Source organism: Pseudomonas sp. NPDC089401 (assembly GCF_044749485.1).
Taxonomy (GTDB): domain Bacteria; phylum Pseudomonadota; class Gammaproteobacteria; order Pseudomonadales; family Pseudomonadaceae; genus Aquipseudomonas.
Window position 1 is genome coordinate 439,720 of sequence record NZ_JBIVIA010000004.1, and the last position, 23,424, is coordinate 463,143.

A 23,424-nucleotide genomic window follows, 5' to 3' on the forward strand; every position below is an offset into this window, starting at 1 on the left:
TACAGGCACCCACAACGACCCTTGCGCAGTTATGAACGCCGTGTTCATTGCCATCCGCAACAGACCTTTATTCCATTAACGACTAAGCAAATTACTTTTGGGTATAAATTCGTTTCTTTTCAGCCTGTTAGCATTTCCGTTCGCAATCGCTCACCAGAGGCGATGCCTCTTCTGCTTTTTCCTGGAGCTTCAATGAACCTGCCGTTGTCCCTCAACCTGCTGGCGTTCCTGGCCTTGCTGCTAGGCCTGGCGCAAACCGGCCGCACCCAATGGAGCCTGGCCAAGAAGGTCCTGCTGGGCCTGACGGTCGGCGTGGTGTTCGGCCTGGTGCTGCACACGATCTACGGCGCCGGCCACCCGGTGCTCAAGGCCACCATCGGCTGGCTCGACCTGGTCGGCAACGGCTACGTAGGCCTGTTGCAGATGATCGTCATGCCGCTGATCTTCGCCTCGATCCTCAGCGCCGTGGCGCGCCTGCACAATGCCTCGTCGTTGGGCCGCATCAGCGTGCTGAGCATCGGCACCCTGCTGCTGACCACCGCCATCGCCGCGCTGATCGGCATCGTCCTGACCAACCTGTTCGGCCTGAGCGCCGAGGGCCTGGTGGCCGGCGCCCAGGAAAGCGCGCGCATGCAGGTGATCCACAGCGACTATGCGGGCAAGGTCGCCGACCTCAACATCCCGCAGCTGCTGCTGTCGTTCATCCCGAGCAACCCGGTGGGCGACCTGGCGCGGGCCAAGCCGACCTCGATCATCAGCGTGGTGATCTTCGCCGTGTTCGTCGGCCTGGCCGCGCTGCAACTGATCAAGGACGACGCCGAGAAAGGCGCGCGCGCCCTGTCGGCCATCGACACCCTGCAAGCCTGGGTGATGCGCCTGGTGCGCGTGGTGATGAAGCTCACCCCCTATGGCGTGCTGGCGCTGATGACCAAGGTGGTGGCCAGCTCCAACCTGGAAGACATCCTCAAGCTGGGCAGCTTCGTGGTGGTGTCGTACCTGGGCCTGGCGCTGATGTTCGTGGTCCATGCCGTCATCCTCGCCGCCACCGGCGTCAGCCCGCTGCGCTTCTTCCGCAAGGTCTGGCCGGTGCTGACCTTCGCCTTCACCAGCCGCTCCAGCGCGGCCAGCATCCCGCTGAACATCGAGGCGCAGACCCGCCGCCTGGGCGTTCCGCAGTCGATCGCCAGCTTCAGCGCCTCGTTCGGCACCACCATTGGCCAGAACGGCTGCGCCGGGCTCTACCCCGCCATGCTGGCGGTGATGGTGGCGCCTGCGGTGGGCATCGATACCTTCGACCCGCTGTGGATCGCGACCCTGGTGGCGATCGTGACACTGAGCTCGGCCGGCGTGGCCGGCGTGGGTGGCGGGGCGACCTTTGCGGCACTGATCGTGCTGCCGGCCATGGGCCTGCCGGTCGAGCTGGTGGCACTGCTGATTTCGGTGGAGCCGCTGATCGACATGGGCCGCACGGCGTTGAACGTGAGTGGGTCGATGACGGCCGGCGTGGTGACCAGCCAGTTGTTGAAAGAGACTGACAAGGATGTGCTGGGCGGTGACGCGCATGCCGAGTTGAGTCACACCTGACGGATCGCCGGGGGCGCTTTGCGCCCCCGACAATCTCAAATCAATAACTGGCCCGCAAGGTCAATGTCAGGTTGCGCGGTTCACCATAGAAGTTCGAGCCCCAGGCACTGTCCACCCGCTCGTAATACTTGCGATCGAACAGGTTGTTGGCCGTCAGCGTCGTCGTAAGGTGCTTGTTGAAGCGGTAGCCAACCTGCGCAGTCGCCACACTGTAGCCACCCTGCACAAAGTCCACGTCGCGCTTGTAATAGGTCTCGCTGACCACCCGCACCCCGCCACCCAGGCTTAGCCCCTGCAATGGCCCATCGCTGAATTCATAACGTGTCCACAGGTTGAAGTTGTGCTTCGGCGTGATGCTGATGCCCTGATAGTTCTCTTCGCTCATCGATTTGAGCATGGTGAACGCGTAACCCGTGCTGATGCTCCAGTTATCGGTCAGGTTACCGGAAAGCTCGGTCTCCCAGCCCTGGCTGCGGACTTTGGCCTGCGCCTCGTAGTACGCCGTCTGGCTTACCGACTGCGCGCGGTTTTCGTCATAGATGCGGAACAGCGCCACGCTGCCATTCAGGCGCCCCTCCAGAAACTCTCGCTTGAACCCCAGCTCGTACTGCTTACCCTTGCGCGGGTCGATCGGCTGGCCGGCGGCATCGACCTCGGTCTGTGGCTTGAAGATGCTGGTATAGCTGGCGTAAGCCGAAAGCTCCGGGGTCAGCTTGGCAACCAGCGCCGCGTAGGGGATGAACTTGTGATCGATGTTGGTCTCGGAGCTGTTGAACTGATTGAAGAACGGGTTGGCGTTGCGCGCCTCACTGTCGAACCAGGTCAAGCGGCCGCCGACAATCACATCCAACCACTCGGTGGCACTGATCTTGGCTCGAGTATAAGCCCCGTACTGGTTGGACTTTGACCAGTTGCCGTTGACCATCTCGTAGTCCTGCCTGGGAATATCGATACTGCCCGGGTTGAAGACATTGATGTCGAAGTACTCGCCGCCACCGTAGGTAAAGTCTTTGTCCACATGCTGATATTCAGCCCCGGCGGTAAACTCATGGCTGCGCCCGAATACCTCCACCGGCAAGGTGACGAAGCTGTCCACACCTACCGACTTGATGTGCGTGTAGTAGGAGTAGGCGACCGCAGCGCTGTCCCCGGTCTGCGGATTGACCGCATCATCGCTCCAGGTGAAGTTGCGGGTCGGTGTCTCGGCATCACGGTAGGTCAACGAGGTCTTGTACTGGCCGCCATTGTTCAGCGCATGGTCGACTTCGAAGAAGCTCTCCCACAGGCGCTCGTCCAGCTCGTTCCATTTGGCATCCACGAAGGTTGAGCGGTTGACATCGAGCAGCTTGCCACTGGCATAGGCCGGCAAGCCGAAAGCTGGCGTAGAGTTGTTACGCTGATAGGCGCCACCGAACGACAGTGTGGTCGCCGGCGTGATGTCGTATTCCAGGCGACCGTAGATCATCGGCCGCTCGTTCTGCGCATGATCGACGAACGACTGGTTGTTCTCGTAGGCCGTGACGAATCGACCACGCAAAGTGCCCTGGTCGTTCAGCGGCCCGGTGATATCGACCGTGGAGTGGTAATGATCGTAACTACCGGCGGACAACTCGCCAGACAAACCGAACTGGCCAAGCGCCCGTTTACGCACCAGGTTGATGGTGCCTCCCGGCTCGCCCGCTCCTTGGTACAATCCTGAAGGCCCCCGCAGCACCTCGACCCGGTCGAACATTGCCAGATCGAAGCTGGTGGCCATGTCACCCTGGCCCGTGCGTTGCGACACGCCGTCGACTTGCACCTGGTCGACCAGGAAGCCGCGCATGTACACATCGTTCAGGTTGGAGCCGGCGTTATAGGACTTGATCGTGGCACCCGTCACTTGCCGCATGGCGTCCTGCAGGCTGTTCATGTTCTGGTCGTCCAGCCGCTGGCGGGTAACCACCGAGACCGACTGTGGGATGTCCTTGAGTTTCTGCTCACCCTTGCCGATTGTCAGGACGCCGGTCGTGTAGGAGCCGCTACCTTCGGTGGTGGCTGCAAGCTGCTGACTGTCGATCCTGGTGGCCCCCAGCTGCAGTGAGCCATCGTCGCCGCTGCCACCTCGCTGCAGGGTGACGCTATCGCCATCGATGTAGCTGGCACTCAGCCCGGTTCCCTGCAGCAGGCGGCTCAGCGCCTGGTCCTGCGAGTAACTGCCGCTTGCCCCTGGCGAACGCAGGCCCTGGGTGAACTCACCGGGCACCAATACTTGAACCCGCGTCACCGCACTGAAAGCTGCCAGGGCCGAGTCCAGCGGCTGCGCTGGAATCTCGAAACGATAGGCCTGAGCTTGAGTGGCAGCACTGGCGTGCAAGGGCACGGCCAGTGCGCCACAGCCAAGCGCGACAGCCAGGCCGAGCGCAGTGCGCGTGGCGATGATATTCATGTGGTGAGGCTCCCCGAGTTCGTCCTGATGGTCGATGGCGCGGCACTGTCTGAGAGTGCTTATTATTTGCGCCTACCCAATCAAGGACGACGGTCTCCGAGAAATCCCCGAAAGTTTTTTCAGATTCTTCGTTCAGCTTTCATGAAGAACACGCAGGTAAGGTGTGTACTGCTCCGCACGCACCCCCAAAGTATGGGTCAGCGCCTTGAGTACGGCATCGGGCTTGTCGATCTCGAATACGCCAGACACTTTGCGCTGACGCAAGTCATCGCCCAGCAGCACGGTCTGGCCCGGCCAATAGCGATTCAACTCGGCGACCACTTGCGCCAGCGGTTGCTGGCTGAACACCAGTTGGCGCTGCCGCCAGGCGAAGGCACTGGCCTGGTCGAACGGATGCAGGGCGGCCAGCTCACCCGACGCATACTCTACCGCCTGACCCGGTTCGAGGAAGACGCCCAGGCCGCTTCCTGCATTGACCTCGACTTTGCCCTGGGCGACTTTAACGCGGGTCTGCCCGGCAACACTGGCCACGCTGAAGCGGGTGCCAACAACCCGAACCCAACCGTCACCCGCATTCACCACGAACGGCCGATTGGGGTCGCGCGCCACGTCGAACCAGGCTTCACCGCGCAACAGCCGCACCCGCCGCTCCCCCTTCGCCAGCTCGACCTGCAGTGCTGTGTCGGTGTTCAACTGCAGCTGCGAACCATCCTCCAACCGGACGCTCCGCGACTCACCCGTGGTCGTCGCATAGTCGGCGCGCCATCGGTCGAGCAGGGGCGTCTGGCCAATCAACAGGCCAAGTAACAGCGCCGCTGCCGCACCCTGCGCAACCTTGCGCCACGTTCGCCGAGCAGGCTTGCGCCACTGTTGGCGCTGCTGTTCACGCAGGCGGGCAGCAGGTTCACGCAAGGCGCCGAGCAACAGGATAACCTCGTCCCAGGCTTGCTCCTGCGCGGCCCCTGATGCGTGCCATGCAGCAAACGCTGCCTGTTCTTCGGACGTGACATCGTCTGCCTGCAGCCGGTAGTACCAGCCCGCGGCTTCGGCGAACAACGGATCGCTGTCGGGCGTTTCGCTCATCGGGTTATTCATTGATCCAGATTTCATGACTGCGGCACCCTCGCCTGGCCCGCCAGTTGTCGCTTGATGAAGGCGCGGCAGTCGAGCAGTGCTCGGCGCAACTGGTATTCGACGCTGCGTGGCGTAATGTTCATGCGCTCGCCGATTTCCCGGTAGCTGCAGCCGTCCACATGATAGAGCAGAAAGATGTGCCGGGTAGCCTCGGGCAGAGACTCGATCGCGGCCTGCATCAGGGCGTTCTGCTGCTGGTCGAACAGTTGCTCTTCGACACCGGGGTCATCGCTGGCAAGTGCTTCACTCGGCTCGCCACACTCAAGGCGCTCGCGACGGATGACCTGCCGCTGGTGGTCGCGTACCAGGTTGCTGGCAATGGTGAAGAGAAAGGCAGGCAGATTGTCTATCTGCTTGTCGGCAGGCAGCCGCGCCAGGCGCAAGAACGACTCCTGGGTCAGGTCGGCGGCCACTTGGGCATTGCCGGTACGCCGTGCGACAAAAGCCTCCAGCGCTTTTTTCTGCTCGGTGAACAGCCGAGCGATCTGCTTGTTCCATGAAGACACGGCTCGTCTCGGCTCAAGGTCTCAAGAGCTGCGCACGCTAGCAGAAGATGAGATGCATTCGCAATTGATGCTTTCAGGCGCTGGCTTGCCGGCCATGGGCTGCACAGCAGCCCCAGCCATTTCAGATCTTGTCCCAGACCTCGAAGTGGTACACAGGCTTGCCTTCTTCAGCCTGAGCCTCGCTGGACACCAACGTCCACTGCCCCTTATCGAACTCAGGGAACCAGGCGTCCCCCTCCGGCGCCAGCTCGACCTGGGTCAGGTACATCCGGCTCACCAGCCCCTTCTCCAGCGCCTGCCCATACAGCTGCGCCCCGCCAATCAGCATCAGCTCGCCAACGCCCTGCTCGCGCGCCCACTGCTCGGCCCGCGCCACAGCCGCTTCCAGCGAAGCGAACACCTCGGCCCCGGTCAGCTGCAACCCCGGCTGGCGGCTGACCACGATGTTCAACCGTCCCGGCAATGGCCGGCCCAGCGAGTCCCAGGTCTTGCGGCCCATGATGATCGGCTTGCCCAGGGTCGTGGCCTTGAAGTACTTGAAGTCCCCCGGCAGGTGCCAGGGCATGGAATTGTCGATGCCGATCACGCGGTTCTCGGCGTGGGCCGCGATCAGGCTGAGGGGGAGTGATGTATTCATGCCAGCGAGGATAGCACCGGGCGTGTGGGTTATGCTGCTGCCCTGAACCGTGCAATGGAAGACCTTGTGACTGCACCGACTCCACTGGACAAGCGCTGGCTCACCGAAGCGGTACGCCTGCGCGAGGAACACGCAGGCCTGCTGGACGACCAGCAGGCCAACCGCCACGCCCGCCAGCAGGGCGGCGACCTGGCGGCGCGCATCGAAACCCGTGCCCTGTTCCTGGCCGAACGCGATGGCATGACCGGCGCCCTGCGCCACTGGAAGCAGGGCGCGCGCCTGGCGCTGCTGGCCTTGCTGCTGCTGGCCGTGCTCAGCGGCACCGGCCTGGCCTTCGCCGCCCTTGGCGACGGCCAGCGCCCGGTCAACGTGTTCTGGGCGCTGGGCAGCCTGCTCGGCTTGAACTTGCTGATGTTGCTGGGCTGGGCCGTGGGCCTGGCCTTGAGCGGCGAACATGGCGCCAGCCTCGGCCGCCTGTGGTTATGGCTCAGCGAACGCCTCGCCCGCGACGCCAAGGCTGCGCACCTGGCCCCGGCGCTGCTGGTGTTGTTACAGCGCCAACGCCTCAATCGCTGGCTGCTCGGCGCGTTGGTACACAGCTTGTGGCTGCTGGCGATGGTCGCGGCCTTGGCGATGCTGCTGACGCTCCTGGCCACCCGGCGCTACGGCTTCGTCTGGGAAACCACCCTGCTCGCCGCCGACCCGTTCGTCCACCTGACCCAGGCCCTCGGCGCGCTGCCCTCGCTGCTTGGCTTCGGCGTGCCGAGCGAGGCGATGATCCGCGCCAGCGGCGATACCTTCCCCGCCCTGGATGCCGCCCGCCAGGCCTGGGCCAGCTGGCTGCTCGGTGTGGTGCTGGTGTACGGTCTGCTGCCGCGCCTGCTGCTGGCCGGGCTGTGCCTGTGGCGCTGGCGCCAGGGCCGCACCCGCCTGGCACTGGACCTCAGCCTGCCCGGCTACGCGCAATTGCGTGATCAACTGATGCCACGCAGCGAGCGCATCGGCGTCCAGGACGCCGCCCCCGAGGCCCTGCCGCAGTTCCACGCCGGCCAGCTGCAAAGCGGCAGCAGCGGCGCCTTGCTGGTGGGCCTGGAACTCGACGATCAACGCCCCTGGCCACCGGCACTGCCCAAGGCCGTGACCGACGCCGGCGTGCTCGACAGCCGCGAATCGCGCAACAAGCTGCTCGAACAGCTCGGCCGCTTCCCCCCGGCACGCCTGGCGATCGCCTGCGACCCTCGCCGCTCGCCCGACCGCGGCAGCCTGGCGCTGCTCGCCGAGCTTGCCCGGCATGCCGGCGCCACGCGCATCTGGCTGCTCCAGGCCGCCCCCGGCCAGGCCCTGGACGCCGAGCGCCTGGGCGACTGGCACGATGCCCTCGACCGCCTCGGCCTGCCCCACGCCGATACTTCGCCCCTGACCTGGCTGGAGCATGGCCATGACTGAGCCGCTGAAACTGGCCGTGGTCGGCCATACCAACGTCGGCAAGACCTCGCTGCTGCGCACCCTCACCCGCGACGTCGGCTTCGGTGAAGTCTCGCACCGCCCCAGCACCACCCGCCACGTCGAAGGCGCGCGTTTGTCGGTGGACGGCGAGCCACTGCTGGAGCTCTACGACACCCCCGGCCTGGAGGACGCCATTGCCCTGCTCGATTACCTGGAGCGCCTTGAACGCCCCGGCGAGCGCCTGGACGGCCCGGCCCGCCTCGAACGCTTCCTGCAAGGCAGCGAGGCGCGCCAGCGTTTCGAACAGGAAGCCAAGGTGCTGCGCCAACTGCTGGCCAGCAACGCCGGCCTGTACGTGATCGACGCCCGCGAGCCGGTGCTGGCCAAGTACCGCGACGAACTGCAAGTGCTGGCCAGTTGCGGCAAGCCGCTGTTGCCGGTGCTCAACTTCGTCGCCAGCCACCAACACCGTGAGCCGGAATGGCGTGAAGCCCTTGCCCGGCTTGGGCTTCACGCGTTGGTGCGGTTCGACAGCGTGGCCCCGCCGGAGGATGGCGAGCGCCGTTTGTACGAAAGCCTGGCGCTGCTGCTGGAGGACGCCCGAGCGGCCCTGCAACGCTTGATCGACGACCAGCAGGCACAACGCGTGGCGCGCCAGCACAGCGGCAAGCGGCTGATCGCCGAACTGCTGCTCGACTGCGCCGCCTGCCGCCGCAGCGTCGAAGCCGAACCGGCAGCCGAGGCCCGCGCCATCGAGGCGCTGCGCCAGGATGTGCGCCAGCGCGAGCAGCGTTGCGTGGAGGCGCTGCTCAAGCTGTATGCCTTCCGCCGCGAGGATGCCAATGCCGGTGACCTGCCCTTGCTGGATGGCCGCTGGGGCGATGACCTGTTCAACCCCGAAACGTTGAAGCTGCTGGGCGTACGCCTGGGCAGCGGGGTGGCAGCCGGCGCGGCTGCAGGGGCCGGAGTCGATCTGCTGGTGGGTGGCCTCACCCTGGGCGCGGCAGCGTTGGCGGGTGCGATCGCGGGTGGTGCGCTGCAAACGGCGCGCAACTATGGGTCGAGGTTGATGGGCAAGTTGAGGGGGCAGCGGGAGCTGACGGTGGATGACACGGTGCTGCGGCTGCTGGCGTTGCGTCAGCAGCAGTTGATGGTGGCGCTGGAGGGGCGCGGGCATGCGGCGCAGGACAGCATTCGGCTGGGCGCCGTGGACGAAAAGGCCTGGCGCGAAGGCAAGCTGCCGGAGGCGCTGAGCAAGGCCCGGGCGCATCCGCAGTGGTCGACGCTCAATCCTGGGGCGAAGGTGAATCAGGCTGAGCGGCAGGAGCAGCTGGAGGCGCTGGTTTCACAGATCTGAGTAAGCAGGCCCGGCCCTTTCGCGGGTAAACCCGCTCCCACAGGTACCACACAAGCCCTGAGGAAAAGGTAATCCTGTGGGAGCGGGTTTACCCGCGAAGAGGCCGGCACAGGCACCCTCAGAGCAAGGCCAGTGCCTTTTCCTTCAGCACCACCAGGTCAACCACCGGCACCCCGACCTCCTTGGCCATCTCATCCCACTGGCGCATCCGCAAGCTCACCGCGAACAGCGGATCGCCCTCGAACGCGTCGGCCTCGGCCTCACTCATCACGCCCCCCTGATAGCCCAAGGTCCGCCGGCTCGCCTCGCTCAACCGCTCGTAATACCCCACCTGGCGCAAGGTCAGGTAGCGCTTGGCCTCCACGTGGTACTGCACCAGCCGCGCCATGCGCTCGCCAAAGCCACAACGGCGCAGGTACTCGGCGCCGATGCGCTCGTGGCTGGCAACGCCATAGCCACCCATGCTGGCGTCGCCGCCGCACAGGTGGCCGATGTCGTGGAAGAACGCGGCCAGCACCACTTCGTCGTCGTAACCCTCGGCCATGGCCAACTGTGCAGCCTGGGACATGTGCTCGAGCTGGGTGATGGCTTCGCCGATGTAGTCGTCGCTGCCGTGCTGCTCGTAGAGGGCGAAGGTGCTGTCGATGATCTGGGTGGGCGTGGGCATCGGAAAATTGTCCTGGCGTGATGGCAGGTCTGGCCTCTTCGCGGGCGAGCCCGCTCCCACAGGGATAGCACAGGCATTGGGGCTTGTGCTGTACCTGTGGGAGCGGGCTTGCCCGCGAAGAGGCCGGTCCTGCCAAGTGAAGAATTACTGCTGGGCAACCTTCTCCGACTTGCCGTCATAGCGCTTGCGCCATTCGCTCAGGATCTCGTCGCGGTGCTTCGAAGCCCAGGCAAAGTCGTTCTTGATCAGGCGCTGCTCATAGTCGGCCGGCAGTTCGGTCTGCGGCTTGGCGATGCCTGGGGCGGCCAGCACGGCGAAGTTTTCCTTGTACAACTCCATGGCCGCCGGGCTTGCCGAGAAGTCGGCCAGGCGCTTGGCCGCATCGGCTTTCGGCGAGCCCTTGATCACCGCGGTCGCCTCGATTTCCCAGCCCAGGCCCTCCTTGGGCAGCACGATGTCCAGCGGCGCACCTTGGCGCTTGAGCTGCACGGCCGGGTATTCGAACGAGATGCCGATCGGGAACTCGCCCGCCGCCGCCAGCTTGCACGGCTTGGAACCGGAGTGCACGTACTGGCCGATGTTCTGGTGCAGGGCGTCCATGTAGGCCCAGCCCTGCGGCTCGCCGAAGGTCTGCAGCCAGGCGCTGACGTCGAGGAAGCCAGTGCCGGAAGACGCCGGGTTGGGCATGACGATCTTGCCCTTGTATTCCGGCTTGGTCAGGTCCTGCCAGCTGACTGGCTTGGTCAGGCCTTGCTTCTCGGCCTCGATGCTGTTGAAGCAGATGGTCGCAGCCCACACGTCCATGCCGACCCAGGCCGGCGGGTTGGCGGCGTCGCGGTAGTTGGCGGAAATCTTGCCCAGGTCCTTTGGTGCATAGGCTTCGAGCATGCCGTTCTGGTCGAGGATGGCCAGGCTGGAAGCAGCCAGGCCCCACACCGCGTCGGCTTGCGGGCGGTCCTTCTCGGCCAGCAGCTTGGCGGTGATGATGCCGGTGGAATCACGTACCCACTTGATCTCGATGTCCGGGTTGGCCTTCTCGAATGCCTGCTTGTAGCTTTTCAGCTGCTCGGCTTCCAGGGCCGTGTACACGGTCAGCTGGGTAGCAGCGCTCGCCTGCAGGCTGAAGACGGCGGATACGGCAACGGCAAGTGCGAAGGGCTTGAACATGATGCGTTTCCTATGGGTATGGGCAGTCGGTCAATGGCTTGGAGCGCGCTGGCGCCAGGCCTGGGAACGGCGCAGCAGGCCGCGGGAAGCTGCGGCCAGCAGCAGGGATGCGGCGGCGCTGGTGAGCAGGATCAGGGTCGACATCGCAGCGGCGCCACCAACGTTGCCGGCGTCGTCCATGTTCAACACGGCGACGGCGGCCAGGATGGTGTCGGGGCTATAGAGGAAGATCGCCGCCGACACGGTGGTCATCGCCGAGACGAACAGGTAGCGGATGATGTCCAGCAGCGCCGGCAGGCAGATCGGCACGGTGACCCGCATGAAGTGCTTGTACAGCGGGGCCTTGAGCGACAGCGCGGCAGCCTCGAACTCACCGTCGAGCTGGCGCAGCGCAGTAGCCGCGGTCATCTGCGCGGTGGTCAGGTAGTGGGCAATGGTGCACAGCACCAGCAGCGCCATGCTGCCGTAGAACACATGCAGCGGGTTGCCACCCAGGTTGAAGAAGAACACGTAGCCCAGGCCCAGCACCAACCCCGGCACGGCCATGGGAATGAAGCTGAGCAGGCGCAGGGCCTGGTTGAGCAGGCGCTGGCTTTGGGTCTTCTCCATCAGGTAGGCGCCGGTGAAGATCACGATGCTGCCGATCAGCGCGGTGCACAGGGCCATGGTCACGCTGTTGCGGTAGGCCAGCCAGCCGCCACCGGCGGTGTCGTCGAACATGTAGTGCTTGAACGACAGGGTCAGGTTGTACGGCCAGAAGGTCACCAGCGACGAGTACACCGCCATGCCGATCACCACCAGCAGGGCCGCGCACACCAGCAGCACGATGGCCAGGAAGCAGGCATCACGGCCGCGCGACGGCTTGGCCTCGAACACCTGGGCACGGCCGCTCATGGCCTCGCCCTGGCGGCGGCGCAGCCAGGCATCGACGCCGAAGCTGAGCAGCGCCGGCACCAGCAGCACCATGCCGATCAGTGCGCCACGGCCGAACTGCTGCTGGCCGACCACCGCCTTGTAGGCCTCCAGCGCCAGCACCTGGTAATCGCCGCCCACCACCACCGGTACGCCGAAGTCGGTGATGGTCAGGGTGAACACCAGGCAGAACGCGGCGAACACCGCCTGGCGCGTGGCCGGCCAGGTGATGCTGAGGAAGGCTCGCCAAGGGCCTGCGCCCATGCTCGACGCCGCATCGAACAGCCGTGCATCGGCCAGCGACAGGGCCGAGAGCAGGATCATCAGCGCATGGGGAAAGGTGTAGATGGCCTCGCCGAGGACGATGCCCCAGAAACCATAGATATTGTCGCTGAGCAGGCTGCGCAGCAGGCCCTGGTTGCCGAACAGGTACACCAGGGCGATGGCCGGCAGCATCGACGGCGCCAGCAGCGGCAACAGCGAGATGCCGCGCCACAGGCCCTTGGCCGGAATCAGCGTGCGTTGCAGGGCGTAGGCGAACAGGTAGGCCAGCGGCACCACGATCGCCGCCACGCTGAACGCCACGGCCAGGCTGTTGCCCAGCAACCAGCGGAAGTTGGCACTGGCGAACAGCTCACGGGCAGCCTGCAGGCCGCCCCCCTGGCCGGCTTCACTGCTGAAGCCTTTCCAGAAAATGGCCAGCAGCGGCATCACCACCGCCAGCAGCAGAAGGACCAGCAGCAAGCTCTTGCCACCGACGACGAACAGGCGATCCCCCAGGGCGACGTCGCTGCGTCGCGCTTCCTTGGCCTGGGCAAGCGGCAGGGACATGGGCGCGGCCATCTCAGGCAAACACCTGCAGGCTCTGCGGTGGCAGGGCCACCCAGATATCCTGCGAACCCAGGCGCGGCATGGCCTCTGGCGCCAGTTCGGCGAGCAGCGCGTGGCCCGGCAGGGCCTCGAGTTCGAAGCTCATGCGGCAGCGGTTGCCAAGAAAGGTGATCTCACGGACCTTGGCCGGGAACAGGTTCTCCTCATGCACCACCGGGTTGACGGTGATCGCCTCCGGGCGGCAGAACAGCCGGCCGCTGCTGGCGGCACCGGCGTTGGCCGCCAGGCGCATGTTCATGCCACCGACCTGGGCATGGCTGGCGCTGCTGCGCTGGAACGGCAGCCAGTTGCCCTGGCCGACGAATTCGGCGACGAATGGCGTGGCCGGCTGGTCGTAGATTTCCTGCGGGGTGGCGTACTGCTCGACCTGGCCGTTGTTCATCACCGCGATGCGGTCGGCCATGAGCATGGCTTCGTCCTGGTTGTGGGTGACCATCAGCGTGGTGATGCCAAGCTGGCGCTGCAGTTGGCGCAGCTCGGTGCACAGGTGCTCGCGGACCCGGGCATCGAGCGCCGACATCGGTTCGTCGAGCAGCAGCAGCGAGGGCGACGGTGCCAACGCGCGGGCCAGGGCCACACGCTGTTGCTGGCCGCCGGACAGCTGCCCGGGGTACTTCTTCTCGCTGCCCGCCAGGCCCACCAGGTCGAGCATCTCGGCCACACGCTGGCGGCTCTCGTCGCGGCTGCTGCCGGTCAGGCCGTAGGCGATGTTGGCCTCGACGGTGAGGTTGGGGAACAGCGCGTAGGACTGGAACAGGATGCCGTAGTCACGGGCCTGGGGTGGCAGTTCGGAAATGTCGCGCTCGCCGATGTACAGCGCGCCGCGGTCCTGGCGCTCGAGGCCGGCGATGCAGCGCAGCAGGGTGGTCTTGCCGCAGCCGGATGGGCCCAGCAGGCACACCAGCTCGCCGGCGGCGATGTCCAGGGACACGTCGTTGAGCGCCGTGAAGGCACCGAAACGCTTGTGGATACCGCGCACTTTCATCGGTGCGCCCGGGGTGGCGTGGTTCATGGCAAGGCCTCATCGAACAAGTGAGGGCCATGCTAGGAAGGCAGTGCGAAGGTTCTGTGGCGTTTGGGCAAAAGCCGGTGATAGTGGTATAGGCAGATTTTGTAGTGGCCTTAAGGGCCTCTTCGCGGGTAAACCCGCTCCCACAGGATGCCCACAGCCTGTGGGAGCGGGTTTACCCGCGAAGAATCCAGTACCGATCTAGAGGTGCGAACCCAGCACTTCCTGCGCCACCCCGAGGAATGCCGCCGGCAACCGGGCCTGGCGCCGGTCCTTCAGGCAATACAGGTACTCATGCATCACCGGCGCCTGCTCCAGCGCCAGCACCCGCAACTCGGAGTTGTGCGGCACCTCGTGCCGGGCAATCACGCTGATGCCGATGTTGCGCAGCACCGCCTCGCGGATCGACTCACGGCTGCCGATTTCCAGCAACGCCCCGGCCTTCACCCCGGCATCCAGCAGCATCTGCTCGGTCAGCTTGCGCGTGGTCGAGCCCTGTTCGCGCATCAGCAGGCAATGGCCCGCCACGACATCGATCGATACCGCCTGGCGATGGGCCAACGGATGGTTGCGGTGCACCGCCACCACCAGCGGGTCGGTGCCCAGCACCCGTCGCACCAGCCGCGCATCCTCCACCAACTGCGACGAGGCGGCGATATCCACCCGGTAGTCCTCGAGCATCTCCAGCACTTGCTGAGAGTTGCCGATCTCCACCGCCACCTCGACCTGCGGCAGGCGCTCGCGGAAGATCTTCACCAGGTCGAGGATGTAGTACGGCGCAGTGGCGGCAATGCGCAGTCTGCCCTGGGCCTGGCCGCTGTTGCGCAGCTCGAACTCGATGTCGGCTTCCTGCTGCAGCAGCGCCTTGACCCTCGGCAGCAGGCGCACGCCCTCTTCGCTCAGCACCAGGCGCCGGCCGCCGCGGTAGAACAGCTCCACCGCGTACTGGCTTTCCAGGTTACGAATCTGCGTGGTCACCGTCGGCTGGCTGAGGCCGAGCTTCTTCGCCGCCAGGGTGATGCTGCCCAGGCGGGCCACCATGTAGAAGGCTTTGAGCTCGGCACTCAGCATTGAAAAACCTCATTTGCGCAGCAGGCGCAGGCCGTTGAACACCACCAGCAAGCTCACGCCCATGTCGGCGAACACCGCCATCCACAAGGTGGCCATGCCGGCAAAGGTGATCGCCAGGAACACGGCCTTGATGCCCAGGGCCAGAACGATGTTCTGCACCAGGATGGCCGCACTTTGCCGCGACAGCCTGACGAACGCCGGGATTTTGCGCAAGTCGTCGTCCATCAGCGCCACGTCGGCGGTCTCGATCGCGGTGTCGGTGCCGGCCGCGGCCATGGCGAAGCCGATCTCGGCCCGGGCCAGGGCCGGCGCGTCATTGATGCCGTCGCCCACCATGCCGACGCGATGCCCCTGGGCATACAGCTGCTCGATGCTCTGCAGCTTGTCGGCCGGCAGCAGGTTGCCTTCGGCGCGGTCGATGCCCACTTGGGCGGCGATGGCCTGGGCGGTGTGCGGATTGTCGCCGGTGAGCATGACGGTCTTGATACCCAGTGCATGCAGTTCGGCGATGGCCTGGCGGCTACTGTCCTTGACCGTGTCGGCCACGGCGAACAGCGCCAGCGGGCCGGAGCGGTCGAGCAGCAGGACCACGCTCTTGCCCTGGCGCTCCAGCACGTCCAGCTGCGCTTCCAGTGCCGGCGAGCACAGGCCGAGCTCCTCGACCAGGCGATGATTGCCCAGGTGGTAGGTTTCGCCGTCGACGTCACCGCGCACGCCACGGCCGGCCAGGGCGGCGAACTCGCTGACCTCGCTCAGCGGCAAGCCCTGCGCCTTGGCGAACTGGGCGATGGCGCCGGACACCGGGTGATCGGAACGGGCGGCCAGGCTCGCGGCCAGGACCTGGGCGCGGCCTTCGAACAGCGGTTCGAGCACCGTGGCGTCGGTCTGCACCGGCTTGCCGTGGGTCAGGGTGCCGGTCTTGTCCAAGGCCAGGAAATCGAGCTTGCGGCCACCTTCGAGGTACACCCCGCCCTTGATCAGGATGCCCTTGCGCGCCGCCGCGGCCAGGCCGCTGACGATGGTCACCGGGGTCGAGATCACCAGGGCGCAGGGGCAGGCGACCACCAGCAGCACCAGCGCGCGATAGACCCAGTCGAACCAGGCGGCGCCCATGAACAGCGGCGGGATCAGCGCCACCGCCAGGGCCAGGGCGAACACCAGCGGGGTGTAGATGCGCGAGAACTGGTCGACGAAGCGCTGGGTCGGTGCCCGCGCGCCCTGGGCTTCTTCGACGGCCTTGATGATCCGCGCCAGGGTCGATTGCCCGGCGCCAGCGGTCACCCGGTACTCCAGGGCACCGGCCTGGTTGATGGTGCCGGCGAACAGCTTGTCGCCCTTGGCCTTCTCCACGGGCAGACTTTCGCCGGTGATCGGCGCCTGATCGACGCTGGATTGCCCACTGACCACCTCGCCGTCCAGGCCGATACGCTCACCGGGCCGTACCCGCACCAGGGCGCCAATGGTCACCTCGCGCACCTCGACCTCGCGCCATTGGCCGTCGGCCTGCTGCACCGTGGCCACGTCCGGGGCCAGCTGCATCAGCCCGCCAATGGCATTGCGTGCCCGGTCCAGCGAACGGGCTTCGATCACCTCGGCCAGGGTGAACAGCACCATCACCATGGCCGCCTCCGGCCATTGGCCGATCAGCACTGCGCCGGTCACGGCGATGCTCATCAGGGCATTGATGTTGAGGTTGCGGTTCTTCAGGGCGATCCAGCCCTTCTTGTAGGTGCCCAGGCCACAGCCGAGGATCGCCGCCAGCGCCAGCGCAGCGACCAGCCACTCGGGGGCCAGCCCGCTGAAGTGCGCGATTTCGGCGCCGATCGCGGCAATACCCGACAAGGCCAGCGGCCACCAGCGGGTCCTGGGCGATGGTGGGGGGCTGGCTGTGCCATCGTCCTCAGCCACCAGCGGCTCGGCCTTCATGCCCAGGCTGTCGATGGCCTGCTCGATTTGTGCAGTGCCAGCCAGGGTATGGCGCACGCCAAGGATGCGGTTGATCAGGTTGAACTCCAGCTGCTCGATACCCGCCAGCTTGCCCAGCTTGTCCTGGATCAGCGTCTGCTCGGTGGGGCAGTCCATGGCGTCGATACGAAAGCGGCTGAGCTGTGCCTGGGCGCTGGCCGTCTCACTGAGTTGCACCATGGCCGGCGCGGCTTTCGAGCCGCAGCAACTGTGGGCATGGGGCGCATGGCCGTGGCCTTCATCGCCGTGGGGATGCTTGTGTTCGTGGCTGACAGGCGAATTCATGGGGTTGTCCTTAAAGTGAGCCTGTTGCCAAGTGAACACCCTGTAGCCACTATAGGGTCAAGCCACTTGCTGGAGATTTCGCCATGAAGATCGGAGAACTGGCCAAAGCCACCGACTGCCCCGTGGAAACCATTCGTTACTACGAGCGTGAACGATTGCTGCCGGAACCGGCCCGCACCGAAGGCAACTACCGGCAATACACCCAGGCCCATGTCGAGCGCCTGACCTTCATCCGCAACTGCCGGACCCTGGACATGACCCTCGACGAGATCCGCAGCCTGCTGCGCCTGCGCGACAGCCCCGACGGCTCATGCGGCAGCGTCAATGCGCTGATCGACGAGCACATCGAGCATGTGCAGGCGCGGATCGACGGCCTGGTGGCCTTGCAGGCGCAACTGGTGGAGCTGCGCCAACGCTGCAATGCGCAGGGGGCAGAATGCGCGATCTTGCAGCAACTGGAGGTGAACGGGGCGGTATCCGTGCCAGAAACCGAGCACTCCCATGTGGGGCGCAGCCACGGCCACTGAGTACGGTCAGCCCCAGCCGCCCCCTAACGCCTTGTACAGCGACAACTGGTTGCCCAGCCCGGCCAGCCGCGCCCGGATGAACCCCTGCTGCGCGGCACTCAAGCTGCGTTGCGCATCCAGCACTTCCAGATAGCTGTTGAGCCCGTCCTCATACAGCAATGTCGCCAGCTCCACCCGGCGCCGTTCGTTTGCCACCAGCAAGCGCTGGGCCTCCAGTTCGCGGTGCAAGGGTTCGGCCGAACCCAGTGCATCGGCCACTTCGCGAAAGGCCTGCTGAATCACCCGTTCATATTCGGACACCGCAATGTCACGTTGGGCACTGGCCAAGGCCAGTTGCGATTGCCGGCGCCCGAAGTCGAACAACGGCAAGGTCACGTCAGGCACGAACGACCAGGCTTTCGCGCCGCCGCGAAACAGCTGGTTGAGCTCGGGGCTGCTGAAGCCCAGCAGCCCGCTCAGGGAAATACGCGGCAGGTAGGCCGCCCGGGCGGCGCCGATATTGGCGTTGTAGGCCTTGAGGCGGGCCTCGGCTGCGCGGATGTCCGGGCGTTGTGTCAGCAGGTCTGAAGGCAGCCCGGCGGTGACCGGCGCCAATAGCTGATCGCCTTCCAGTGCCGCAGGCTGCAAGCGCGAAGCCGCCAGACCCCTACCGCTCAACAGCTCCAGGCGGTTGAGCGCCTGCACCTGGCTGCGCTCGGCACTGGCCTGCTCGCCCACCAGCCCCAGCACCAGCGCCTGGGCCTGGCGCACTTCCAGTTCGCTGGCCAGGCCCTGGCCGCGACGCCGCTCGATCAACCCGAGCGAGCGCTCGCCGGCCGCCAGCAGCTGGCCATGGCGCTCTTTCAGGCTCAGGTAGGCCAGCGCTTCGTAATAGGCTGCGGCCACCTCCGCCACCAGGCTGATCTGCACTGCCCGGGCCTCTTCCTCGGTCGCCAGCAGTTGCTCGCCAGCGCTCGCGCGCAGGGCGCGAACACGGCCCCAGATGTCCAGTTCGTAGGCGGTGATGCCCACCCCCAGGGTGAACCGCCCCTGCTCGACGATTTTCCGCTCACCGGAAGGTGAATCCAATGCTGATAGCTGCCTGCGCTGGGTCGCGCCCTGCAGCCCCAGGGTCGGCCCCAGGTTGGCAGTGGCGACACCAAGCAACGCCCGCGCCTCGTCGATACGCTGCACGGCGATACGCAGGCCACGGTTGTGCTCCAGCGCCAGGGCAATCAGCTCGCGCAGTTGCGGGTCGTTGAACATCTGCTGCCAACCGGGCAACGGCGCGGTGGCAGGCTCTGCAGGCGCATCATGCCACTGGGCGGCAACCGGGGACGGCGGGCGGACATAGCTGGGAACGAAGCTGCAGCCCGCCAGCGCCAGGCTCGCCAGCAGCCCCCACAGCCCTTGCCAGCTCATGGCCTGCCTCGGCCGCCAGCCGCGCGGCGCTGCTCCGCCGTCGAGCGCTGGCGATGGTAGAACGCCTCCAATCGTGGCAGGTACAGCCACTGCTCCGGTGCTGCCGCCAGGAAGCGCTCGAGCGCGGTCATCCAGGCCATTTGCATGATCTCCAGGGGCGCGGCGGGGATACGCGCAAGCACATGCACTTCACCCTCGGCGCCGAGCACGGCCCGATGGCCGAGCAGCAAGGCATCGCAGCGTAGCTTGGCGGCAAGGAACAGCGGCCCTTTGACGAACTGCGCAGGTCGCCGGAACAACCTGCCTGGCAAGGGTTCGCCGAAGTGCAAGGCGCCGACGCTGACCGGCAGGTCGCAGAACACGATGACCCGTTCACCGCGCTTCAGCGCACGGGCCATGGCCAGCGCCGTTGCGGGATGGGCGGCGTCCAGCACTTCGACATCGTGCCCCAGCCCTTCGAGCTGGAGCAGTGAAGCCCGGGTGAACGGGTCGGAAAAATTCCACACCGGAATCAGGAAGCGCGTCGGCAGGCGCTCGCGGGCCATGACACTGACCACCGCCATCCAGTATTCGCCCGTGTGCGTCAGCAGATACAACGCAGGCCGGCTGGCCGCGCCACAGCCCTGCGGGTCGACCTCCGGGATACGCCTCACCCAGGCCCTGAGCGCTTCTGGCTGATGACGCGGGTAGACCCGCTCGTGCACCGCCCGCTGCCATTGCAGCACGGCATGGCGGCAGGCCAAGGCCGTGGCCTGCGTTGGCGGGTGGCCCAACGCCTCGAGGTTCTGCCGACACAGGCTGTAATCCACACCCCGCCAGGCCGTCGGCAAATGCTCCAGCAACGCCGGCAGCAGGCGAAACAACCCGGCCAATGGCAGCACAGGCGCACCCCAGGCCAACCCCCCTGCCAACAGCCAGGCCAAGCGAGCCCTGACGTGCTTGCGCAGCAGCCAGTAGCGCACCCGCACACTCACACGCTGAGGCTCAGTCATCCAGCGCGCCCGCGAGCATCGGCTGCAATCGCCCAGCGTGCATGCGCAATACCCGATCGCAGGCCTTGGCGACTTGCGGATCATGGGTCACCACCACGCACAGCATCGACAACTGCCCAAGGGTGGCAATGATCCGGTCGCGGGCCTCGGCGTCCAGGTGCGAGGTGGGCTCGTCCAGCAGCAGCAACTGCGGGCGCCGGTACAGCGCGCGCGCGATCAGCAGCCGTTGCTTCTGCCCGGTGGACAGTTGCACGCCGGCCGGCCCCAGGCTGGTGTTGAAGCCATTGGCCAGGGCCTGAACCGCCTCCAGCAGCCCGGCCTGCTGCACGCAGGACTGCAGCCAGGCGCCGTCGCAGCGGTCGCCGTCGAGGGTGATGTTGTCCATGACACTGCCGCTGATGATTTCGTCATGGGCCGTGACGTAGGCCAGTTGCTGACGAAAACGCTGCAAGCCGAACCGTTGCAGGTCGATGCCATTGACCCGCAACTGCCCGCCATCAAGCCGGTAAAAACCGGCCAGCACCTTGAGCAAGGTGCTTTTGCCGCAGCCCGACGGCCCGAAGATGGCGACCTTGCTGCCGGCCTGCAGTTGCAGCTCGACATCGGCGAACACCGGCCGCTCGAAACTGCTGTAGCGGTATACCCCGCCGCACACCTGCAGGCTCTGCAGGACCGGCACCGGCTCATCCGCCCGCGCCTGGTAGGGGTTGTCGTCCAACGTCTCGGGCTGCGCGTCGATGATGTCCTCCGCCCGGCCCAGCTCCACCTGCAACAGGCGCAGGTTGGCGTAGCGGTCTAACACCTTGAGCGTGCAGCTCATGAAAAGGTCCTTGTAGAGCACGAAGGCGAACAGGTCGCCCACACTGTTATCGCCTTGCAGCACCGCCAATGCGCCCAACGCACTCACCAGCAGCGAATGACCGTGGGAAAGGCCTTCATGCACCACGCCGTTCATGGCTTGCAGGCGCTGTACACGAGCCCGGGCGGCTTCGGTCTCGACATGCTGGTTGCTCCAGCTCGCCAGCCTGGCGCCCTCGTAGCGGTAGAGCTTCATCGACTCCACGGCCGCCAGGGTGCCGAGCAAGGTCACGTTGCGGGCAGTCTCGGCCTCGATGGCAGCCTTGTGGGTGCGCTCCATCATCGGCAGGGTCAACAGCCGAAACAGCAGGAACAGCAGGCACAACCCCAGCGACAGCAGCGCCAGTTGCAGGTTGATCAGCGCCATCAGCGCGAGGAATGCCGCGCCGAACACGCTGTCGATGGCCAGGTCCATCCAGCCGGCGGTGAACTGCAGGTATGCGCGGTCGCTGGCCTGGGTGCGGCGCAGGATATCGCCCGCCGCACGCCGCTCGAAGTAGCCCACCGGCAGGCGCAACAGCCACGCCACCAGGCCGATGCCCAGGTCCTGGCTGAGGGCGATGCGCAACTGCGTGTCGAGCCAGGTGCGGGCCCAGGCAGCGGCGGACTTGAGCAGGAACACGGCGCCGAAGACATACAGGATGAGGAAGAGAAAATCCGTGTCGTTCTTCGCCACGACTTCGTCGATGGTCAGCGAAAAGAGCTTCGGTGCAGCGATGGCGCCCAGGTAGGTGACGATGAGCAACAGGCCCATGGGTAGCAGATAGCGCAACAGCCAGGGGTTGCCGGCCAGCACGCTGGCAAAGCTCAGCGCCTGGCCCCCCGGGGTGGCGCGGCGCAAGGTGAACTGCAGGCCCGGCACCAGCTCCAGCGCCACGCCGCTGAACAGCGGCAGCGCCTGCTCCCAGGTGTAGAAGCGCCGCCCCAGGGCCGGGTCGACGATATGCAGGCCGCGGCCATCCACAGCCTCGAGCACCACGAAGTGCATCTTGTTCCAGAACAGGATCGACGGCGCACGCACCTGGCGCAGGCCATCGAGCATCACCCGCAGCGGCCGGCAGGCGAACCCCACGGCTTCGCACACCTTGATGATCTGGAACAGCGACATGCCGTCCCGGGCCACCGTGCAGCGCTGGCGCATCTGCCGCAAGCTGGTGGCCTGGCCATGGTAGCTGGCGATCATGGCGATGGCCGCCAGCCCGCACTCGGCCATCTCGTCCTGCAAGATCACCGGCACCCGCCGGGCAAGCCCCAGCCGCGCCTGGCCAAGAACATCCGCGAACAGGCTCACGTCGCCAGCCCGCGGAGAAAATCGGGGTTGCGCTGGCTGCCCTTGAGCAGCGGCAGGAACAGCCACTCGACCAGGCTCAGGGACTCCAGGCGCAGCGACCCCCGCAGGGTCATGCCGTCCTTGAGCCAGGCCTCACGGATGCGCGTGCGCGGGTCGCTGAAGTCCAGGGCCACTTCCACCAGGTACATGGCCTGATCCTGCGCGCCCGCCGCGGCACCGAGCTGCGGGTCGCGGTAGGTGCTGGCGGTGCTGTGCACGATGCGGCCCTTGATCACGCCGTAGCGCTGGTAGGGGAATGCGTCGATGCGTACCACCACCGGTGTGCCCGGGCCTGCGAAGCCGATGCTCGCGGGGCTGATATCGAGCATCACCGTGGGCGCCTGCCGCTCGGGCTGGTCGATGCGCAGCAACATCATCGGCTGACCGGCCTGGGCACGGCCACCGGCAAACACCGAGACGCCGTCGACGATGCCGTCGATGGGTGACAGCAATACGTATTGCTGGTGCTTGCGCAGGGTTTCGCGGCGCTCCAGCAGGTCATGGCGCTGGCGAGCGATTTCACTGATGCGCAGGTCCAGCTGGTGGCCGGCGTCACGGCTGCGCTGTTGCAGCTCCAGCAGACGCTGGCGCGCCGCCACGTTGGCCTGCTGGTTGTTGGCCAGGTTCTGCCGGGCCGTTTCGTGGCGCACGATGGCTTCGCTCAGCGCCACTTCGGAGACCGCACCTTCCCGCGCCAGGCGCTCGTGACGCCGCTGCAGGCCTTCGGCGATACCGACGCGACGACGGATCGACCGCTCGATCTGGTCATTGAGCGCCAGGTCGGCGCGCAACTGTTCGATCTGCAGGGCCAGGGACTGGCGCTGCGCCTCGTAGGCTTCACGGGCACGCAGTTCATCGCTGCGGGTGTCGGCCAACAGGCTGTCCAGGCGCTCGGCACTCTGCTCCGTGGTGGTCTGGCCACTGGCGTCATTGAGGTTCTCGGGAGCCTGCGGGCGAATCCGCAACAGCGGCTGGTCCTTGCGTACCGCCTGCCCAGGCGCGACCAGCACTTCCTGGACATGCACGTTGCCTTCGCTGGCAATGCGTACCACATCGCGGGTCAGGACACGGCCCTGGACCTCTTCCTTGCGCGCATACTCGCCCACCAGCAACAGGGTGGCGAGCATGAAGAAAAACAGGCAAAGCAGCCAACCGAAAACGAAGCCTCGGACTGGCGCACGCGGGGCTACCCTTCCCAGCTCCAACATGGCAATCGCACCTCAAGGCAGTTGGAAGAAGGGAGCGGCGCGCCACTCCCTT

Annotated in this window: 18 protein-coding genes; 4 read left to right on the forward strand and 14 right to left on the reverse strand. The window is 66.0% G+C overall.

The genetic code is table 11. The features are described 5' to 3' along the window. Positions 1-192: 192 nt before the first annotated feature. Positions 193-1,584 carry an L-cystine transporter gene (locus ACIP21_RS12415; protein WP_400687727.1) on the forward strand — a complete coding sequence of 464 codons (1,392 nt, stop codon included), beginning with the start codon at positions 193-195 and terminating at the stop codon, positions 1,582-1,584. 40 nt (positions 1,585-1,624) lie between these two features. Here ACIP21_RS12415 and ACIP21_RS12420 read toward each other — a convergent pair whose 3' ends face one another. The 4 genes from ACIP21_RS12420 to ACIP21_RS12435 form a co-directional block, all read right to left on the reverse strand. Next, a complete protein-coding gene (locus ACIP21_RS12420) occupies positions 1,625-4,009 on the reverse strand; it encodes a TonB-dependent siderophore receptor (protein ID WP_400687729.1) in 2,385 nt (794 codons plus the stop codon). Between the two features lie 132 nt (positions 4,010-4,141). After that, the gene (locus ACIP21_RS12425) at positions 4,142-5,104 is read right to left on the reverse strand and encodes a FecR family protein (protein ID WP_400687731.1); all 963 of its coding nucleotides are present in this window, start codon (positions 5,102-5,104) and stop codon (positions 4,142-4,144) included. Positions 5,105-5,115: 11 nt separating this feature from the next. Then, on the reverse strand, positions 5,116-5,649 hold the full coding sequence (locus ACIP21_RS12430) for an RNA polymerase sigma factor (RefSeq protein WP_400687733.1): 534 nt from the start codon (positions 5,647-5,649) through the stop codon (positions 5,116-5,118). 121 nt (positions 5,650-5,770) lie between these two features. Continuing rightward, on the reverse strand, positions 5,771-6,286 hold the full coding sequence (locus ACIP21_RS12435; protein ID WP_400687735.1) for a dihydrofolate reductase: 516 nt from the start codon (positions 6,284-6,286) through the stop codon (positions 5,771-5,773). A 54-nt stretch (positions 6,287-6,340) separates the two neighbouring features. On the opposite strand from ACIP21_RS12435, the gene ACIP21_RS12440 reads away from it, so the two are divergent. Both ACIP21_RS12440 and ACIP21_RS12445 read left to right on the forward strand, forming a co-directional pair. Continuing rightward, on the forward strand, positions 6,341-7,732 hold the full coding sequence (locus ACIP21_RS12440; protein ID WP_400687737.1) for a DUF2868 domain-containing protein: 1,392 nt from the start codon (positions 6,341-6,343) through the stop codon (positions 7,730-7,732). Next, complete coding sequence (locus tag ACIP21_RS12445; protein WP_400687739.1) at positions 7,725-9,089, forward strand: GTPase/DUF3482 domain-containing protein; 1,365 nt, start codon at positions 7,725-7,727, stop codon at positions 9,087-9,089. Before ACIP21_RS12440 ends, ACIP21_RS12445 begins: the two co-directional genes overlap by 8 nt. A gap of 118 nt (positions 9,090-9,207) precedes the next feature. Here ACIP21_RS12445 and ACIP21_RS12450 read toward each other — a convergent pair whose 3' ends face one another. The 6 genes from ACIP21_RS12450 to ACIP21_RS12475 all read right to left on the reverse strand — a co-directional run bounded on the left by ACIP21_RS12450 (position 9,208) and on the right by ACIP21_RS12475 (position 17,056). After that, on the reverse strand, positions 9,208-9,756 hold the full coding sequence (locus ACIP21_RS12450) for a phosphonate degradation HD-domain oxygenase (RefSeq protein WP_400687741.1): 549 nt from the start codon (positions 9,754-9,756) through the stop codon (positions 9,208-9,210). 144 nt (positions 9,757-9,900) lie between these two features. Then, a complete protein-coding gene (locus ACIP21_RS12455) occupies positions 9,901-10,923 on the reverse strand; it encodes a putative 2-aminoethylphosphonate ABC transporter substrate-binding protein (RefSeq protein WP_400687743.1) in 1,023 nt (340 codons plus the stop codon). A 30-nt stretch (positions 10,924-10,953) separates the two neighbouring features. Next, positions 10,954-12,678 (reverse strand): putative 2-aminoethylphosphonate ABC transporter permease subunit, encoded by a 1,725-nt coding sequence (locus ACIP21_RS12460; RefSeq protein ID WP_400687745.1) that lies wholly within the window; start codon positions 12,676-12,678, stop codon positions 10,954-10,956. Position 12,679: 1 nt separating this feature from the next. Further along, the gene (locus ACIP21_RS12465; RefSeq protein WP_400687747.1) at positions 12,680-13,738 is read right to left on the reverse strand and encodes a putative 2-aminoethylphosphonate ABC transporter ATP-binding protein; all 1,059 of its coding nucleotides are present in this window, start codon (positions 13,736-13,738) and stop codon (positions 12,680-12,682) included. Positions 13,739-13,936: 198 nt separating this feature from the next. Then, the gene (locus ACIP21_RS12470; RefSeq protein ID WP_400687749.1) at positions 13,937-14,806 is read right to left on the reverse strand and encodes a LysR substrate-binding domain-containing protein; all 870 of its coding nucleotides are present in this window, start codon (positions 14,804-14,806) and stop codon (positions 13,937-13,939) included. Between the two features lie 9 nt (positions 14,807-14,815). Beyond that, on the reverse strand, positions 14,816-17,056 hold the full coding sequence (locus tag ACIP21_RS12475) for a heavy metal translocating P-type ATPase (protein ID WP_400687751.1): 2,241 nt from the start codon (positions 17,054-17,056) through the stop codon (positions 14,816-14,818). 83 nt (positions 17,057-17,139) lie between these two features. On the opposite strand from ACIP21_RS12475, the gene cadR reads away from it, so the two are divergent. Beyond that, positions 17,140-17,583 (forward strand): cadmium resistance transcriptional regulator CadR, encoded by a 444-nt coding sequence (gene cadR, locus ACIP21_RS12480; protein WP_400687753.1) that lies wholly within the window; start codon positions 17,140-17,142, stop codon positions 17,581-17,583. Positions 17,584-17,589: 6 nt separating this feature from the next. Here the strand turns inward: cadR and ACIP21_RS12485 are convergent, their stop codons facing one another. The 4 genes from ACIP21_RS12485 to ACIP21_RS12500 are packed head-to-tail and all read right to left on the reverse strand — an operon-like array spanning position 17,590 to position 23,291. Next, positions 17,590-18,984 (reverse strand): efflux transporter outer membrane subunit, encoded by a 1,395-nt coding sequence (locus ACIP21_RS12485; protein WP_400687755.1) that lies wholly within the window; start codon positions 18,982-18,984, stop codon positions 17,590-17,592. Next, complete coding sequence (locus ACIP21_RS12490) at positions 18,981-19,976, reverse strand: hypothetical protein (RefSeq protein WP_400687757.1); 996 nt, start codon at positions 19,974-19,976, stop codon at positions 18,981-18,983. The genes ACIP21_RS12485 and ACIP21_RS12490 overlap by 4 nt, the downstream gene beginning before the upstream one ends. Further along, the gene (locus tag ACIP21_RS12495; RefSeq protein WP_400687759.1) at positions 19,969-22,125 is read right to left on the reverse strand and encodes a peptidase domain-containing ABC transporter; all 2,157 of its coding nucleotides are present in this window, start codon (positions 22,123-22,125) and stop codon (positions 19,969-19,971) included. The genes ACIP21_RS12490 and ACIP21_RS12495 overlap by 8 nt, the downstream gene beginning before the upstream one ends. Beyond that, complete coding sequence (locus ACIP21_RS12500) at positions 22,122-23,291, reverse strand: HlyD family secretion protein (protein ID WP_400687761.1); 1,170 nt, start codon at positions 23,289-23,291, stop codon at positions 22,122-22,124. The genes ACIP21_RS12495 and ACIP21_RS12500 overlap by 4 nt, the downstream gene beginning before the upstream one ends. Positions 23,292-23,424 lie beyond the last annotated feature (133 nt).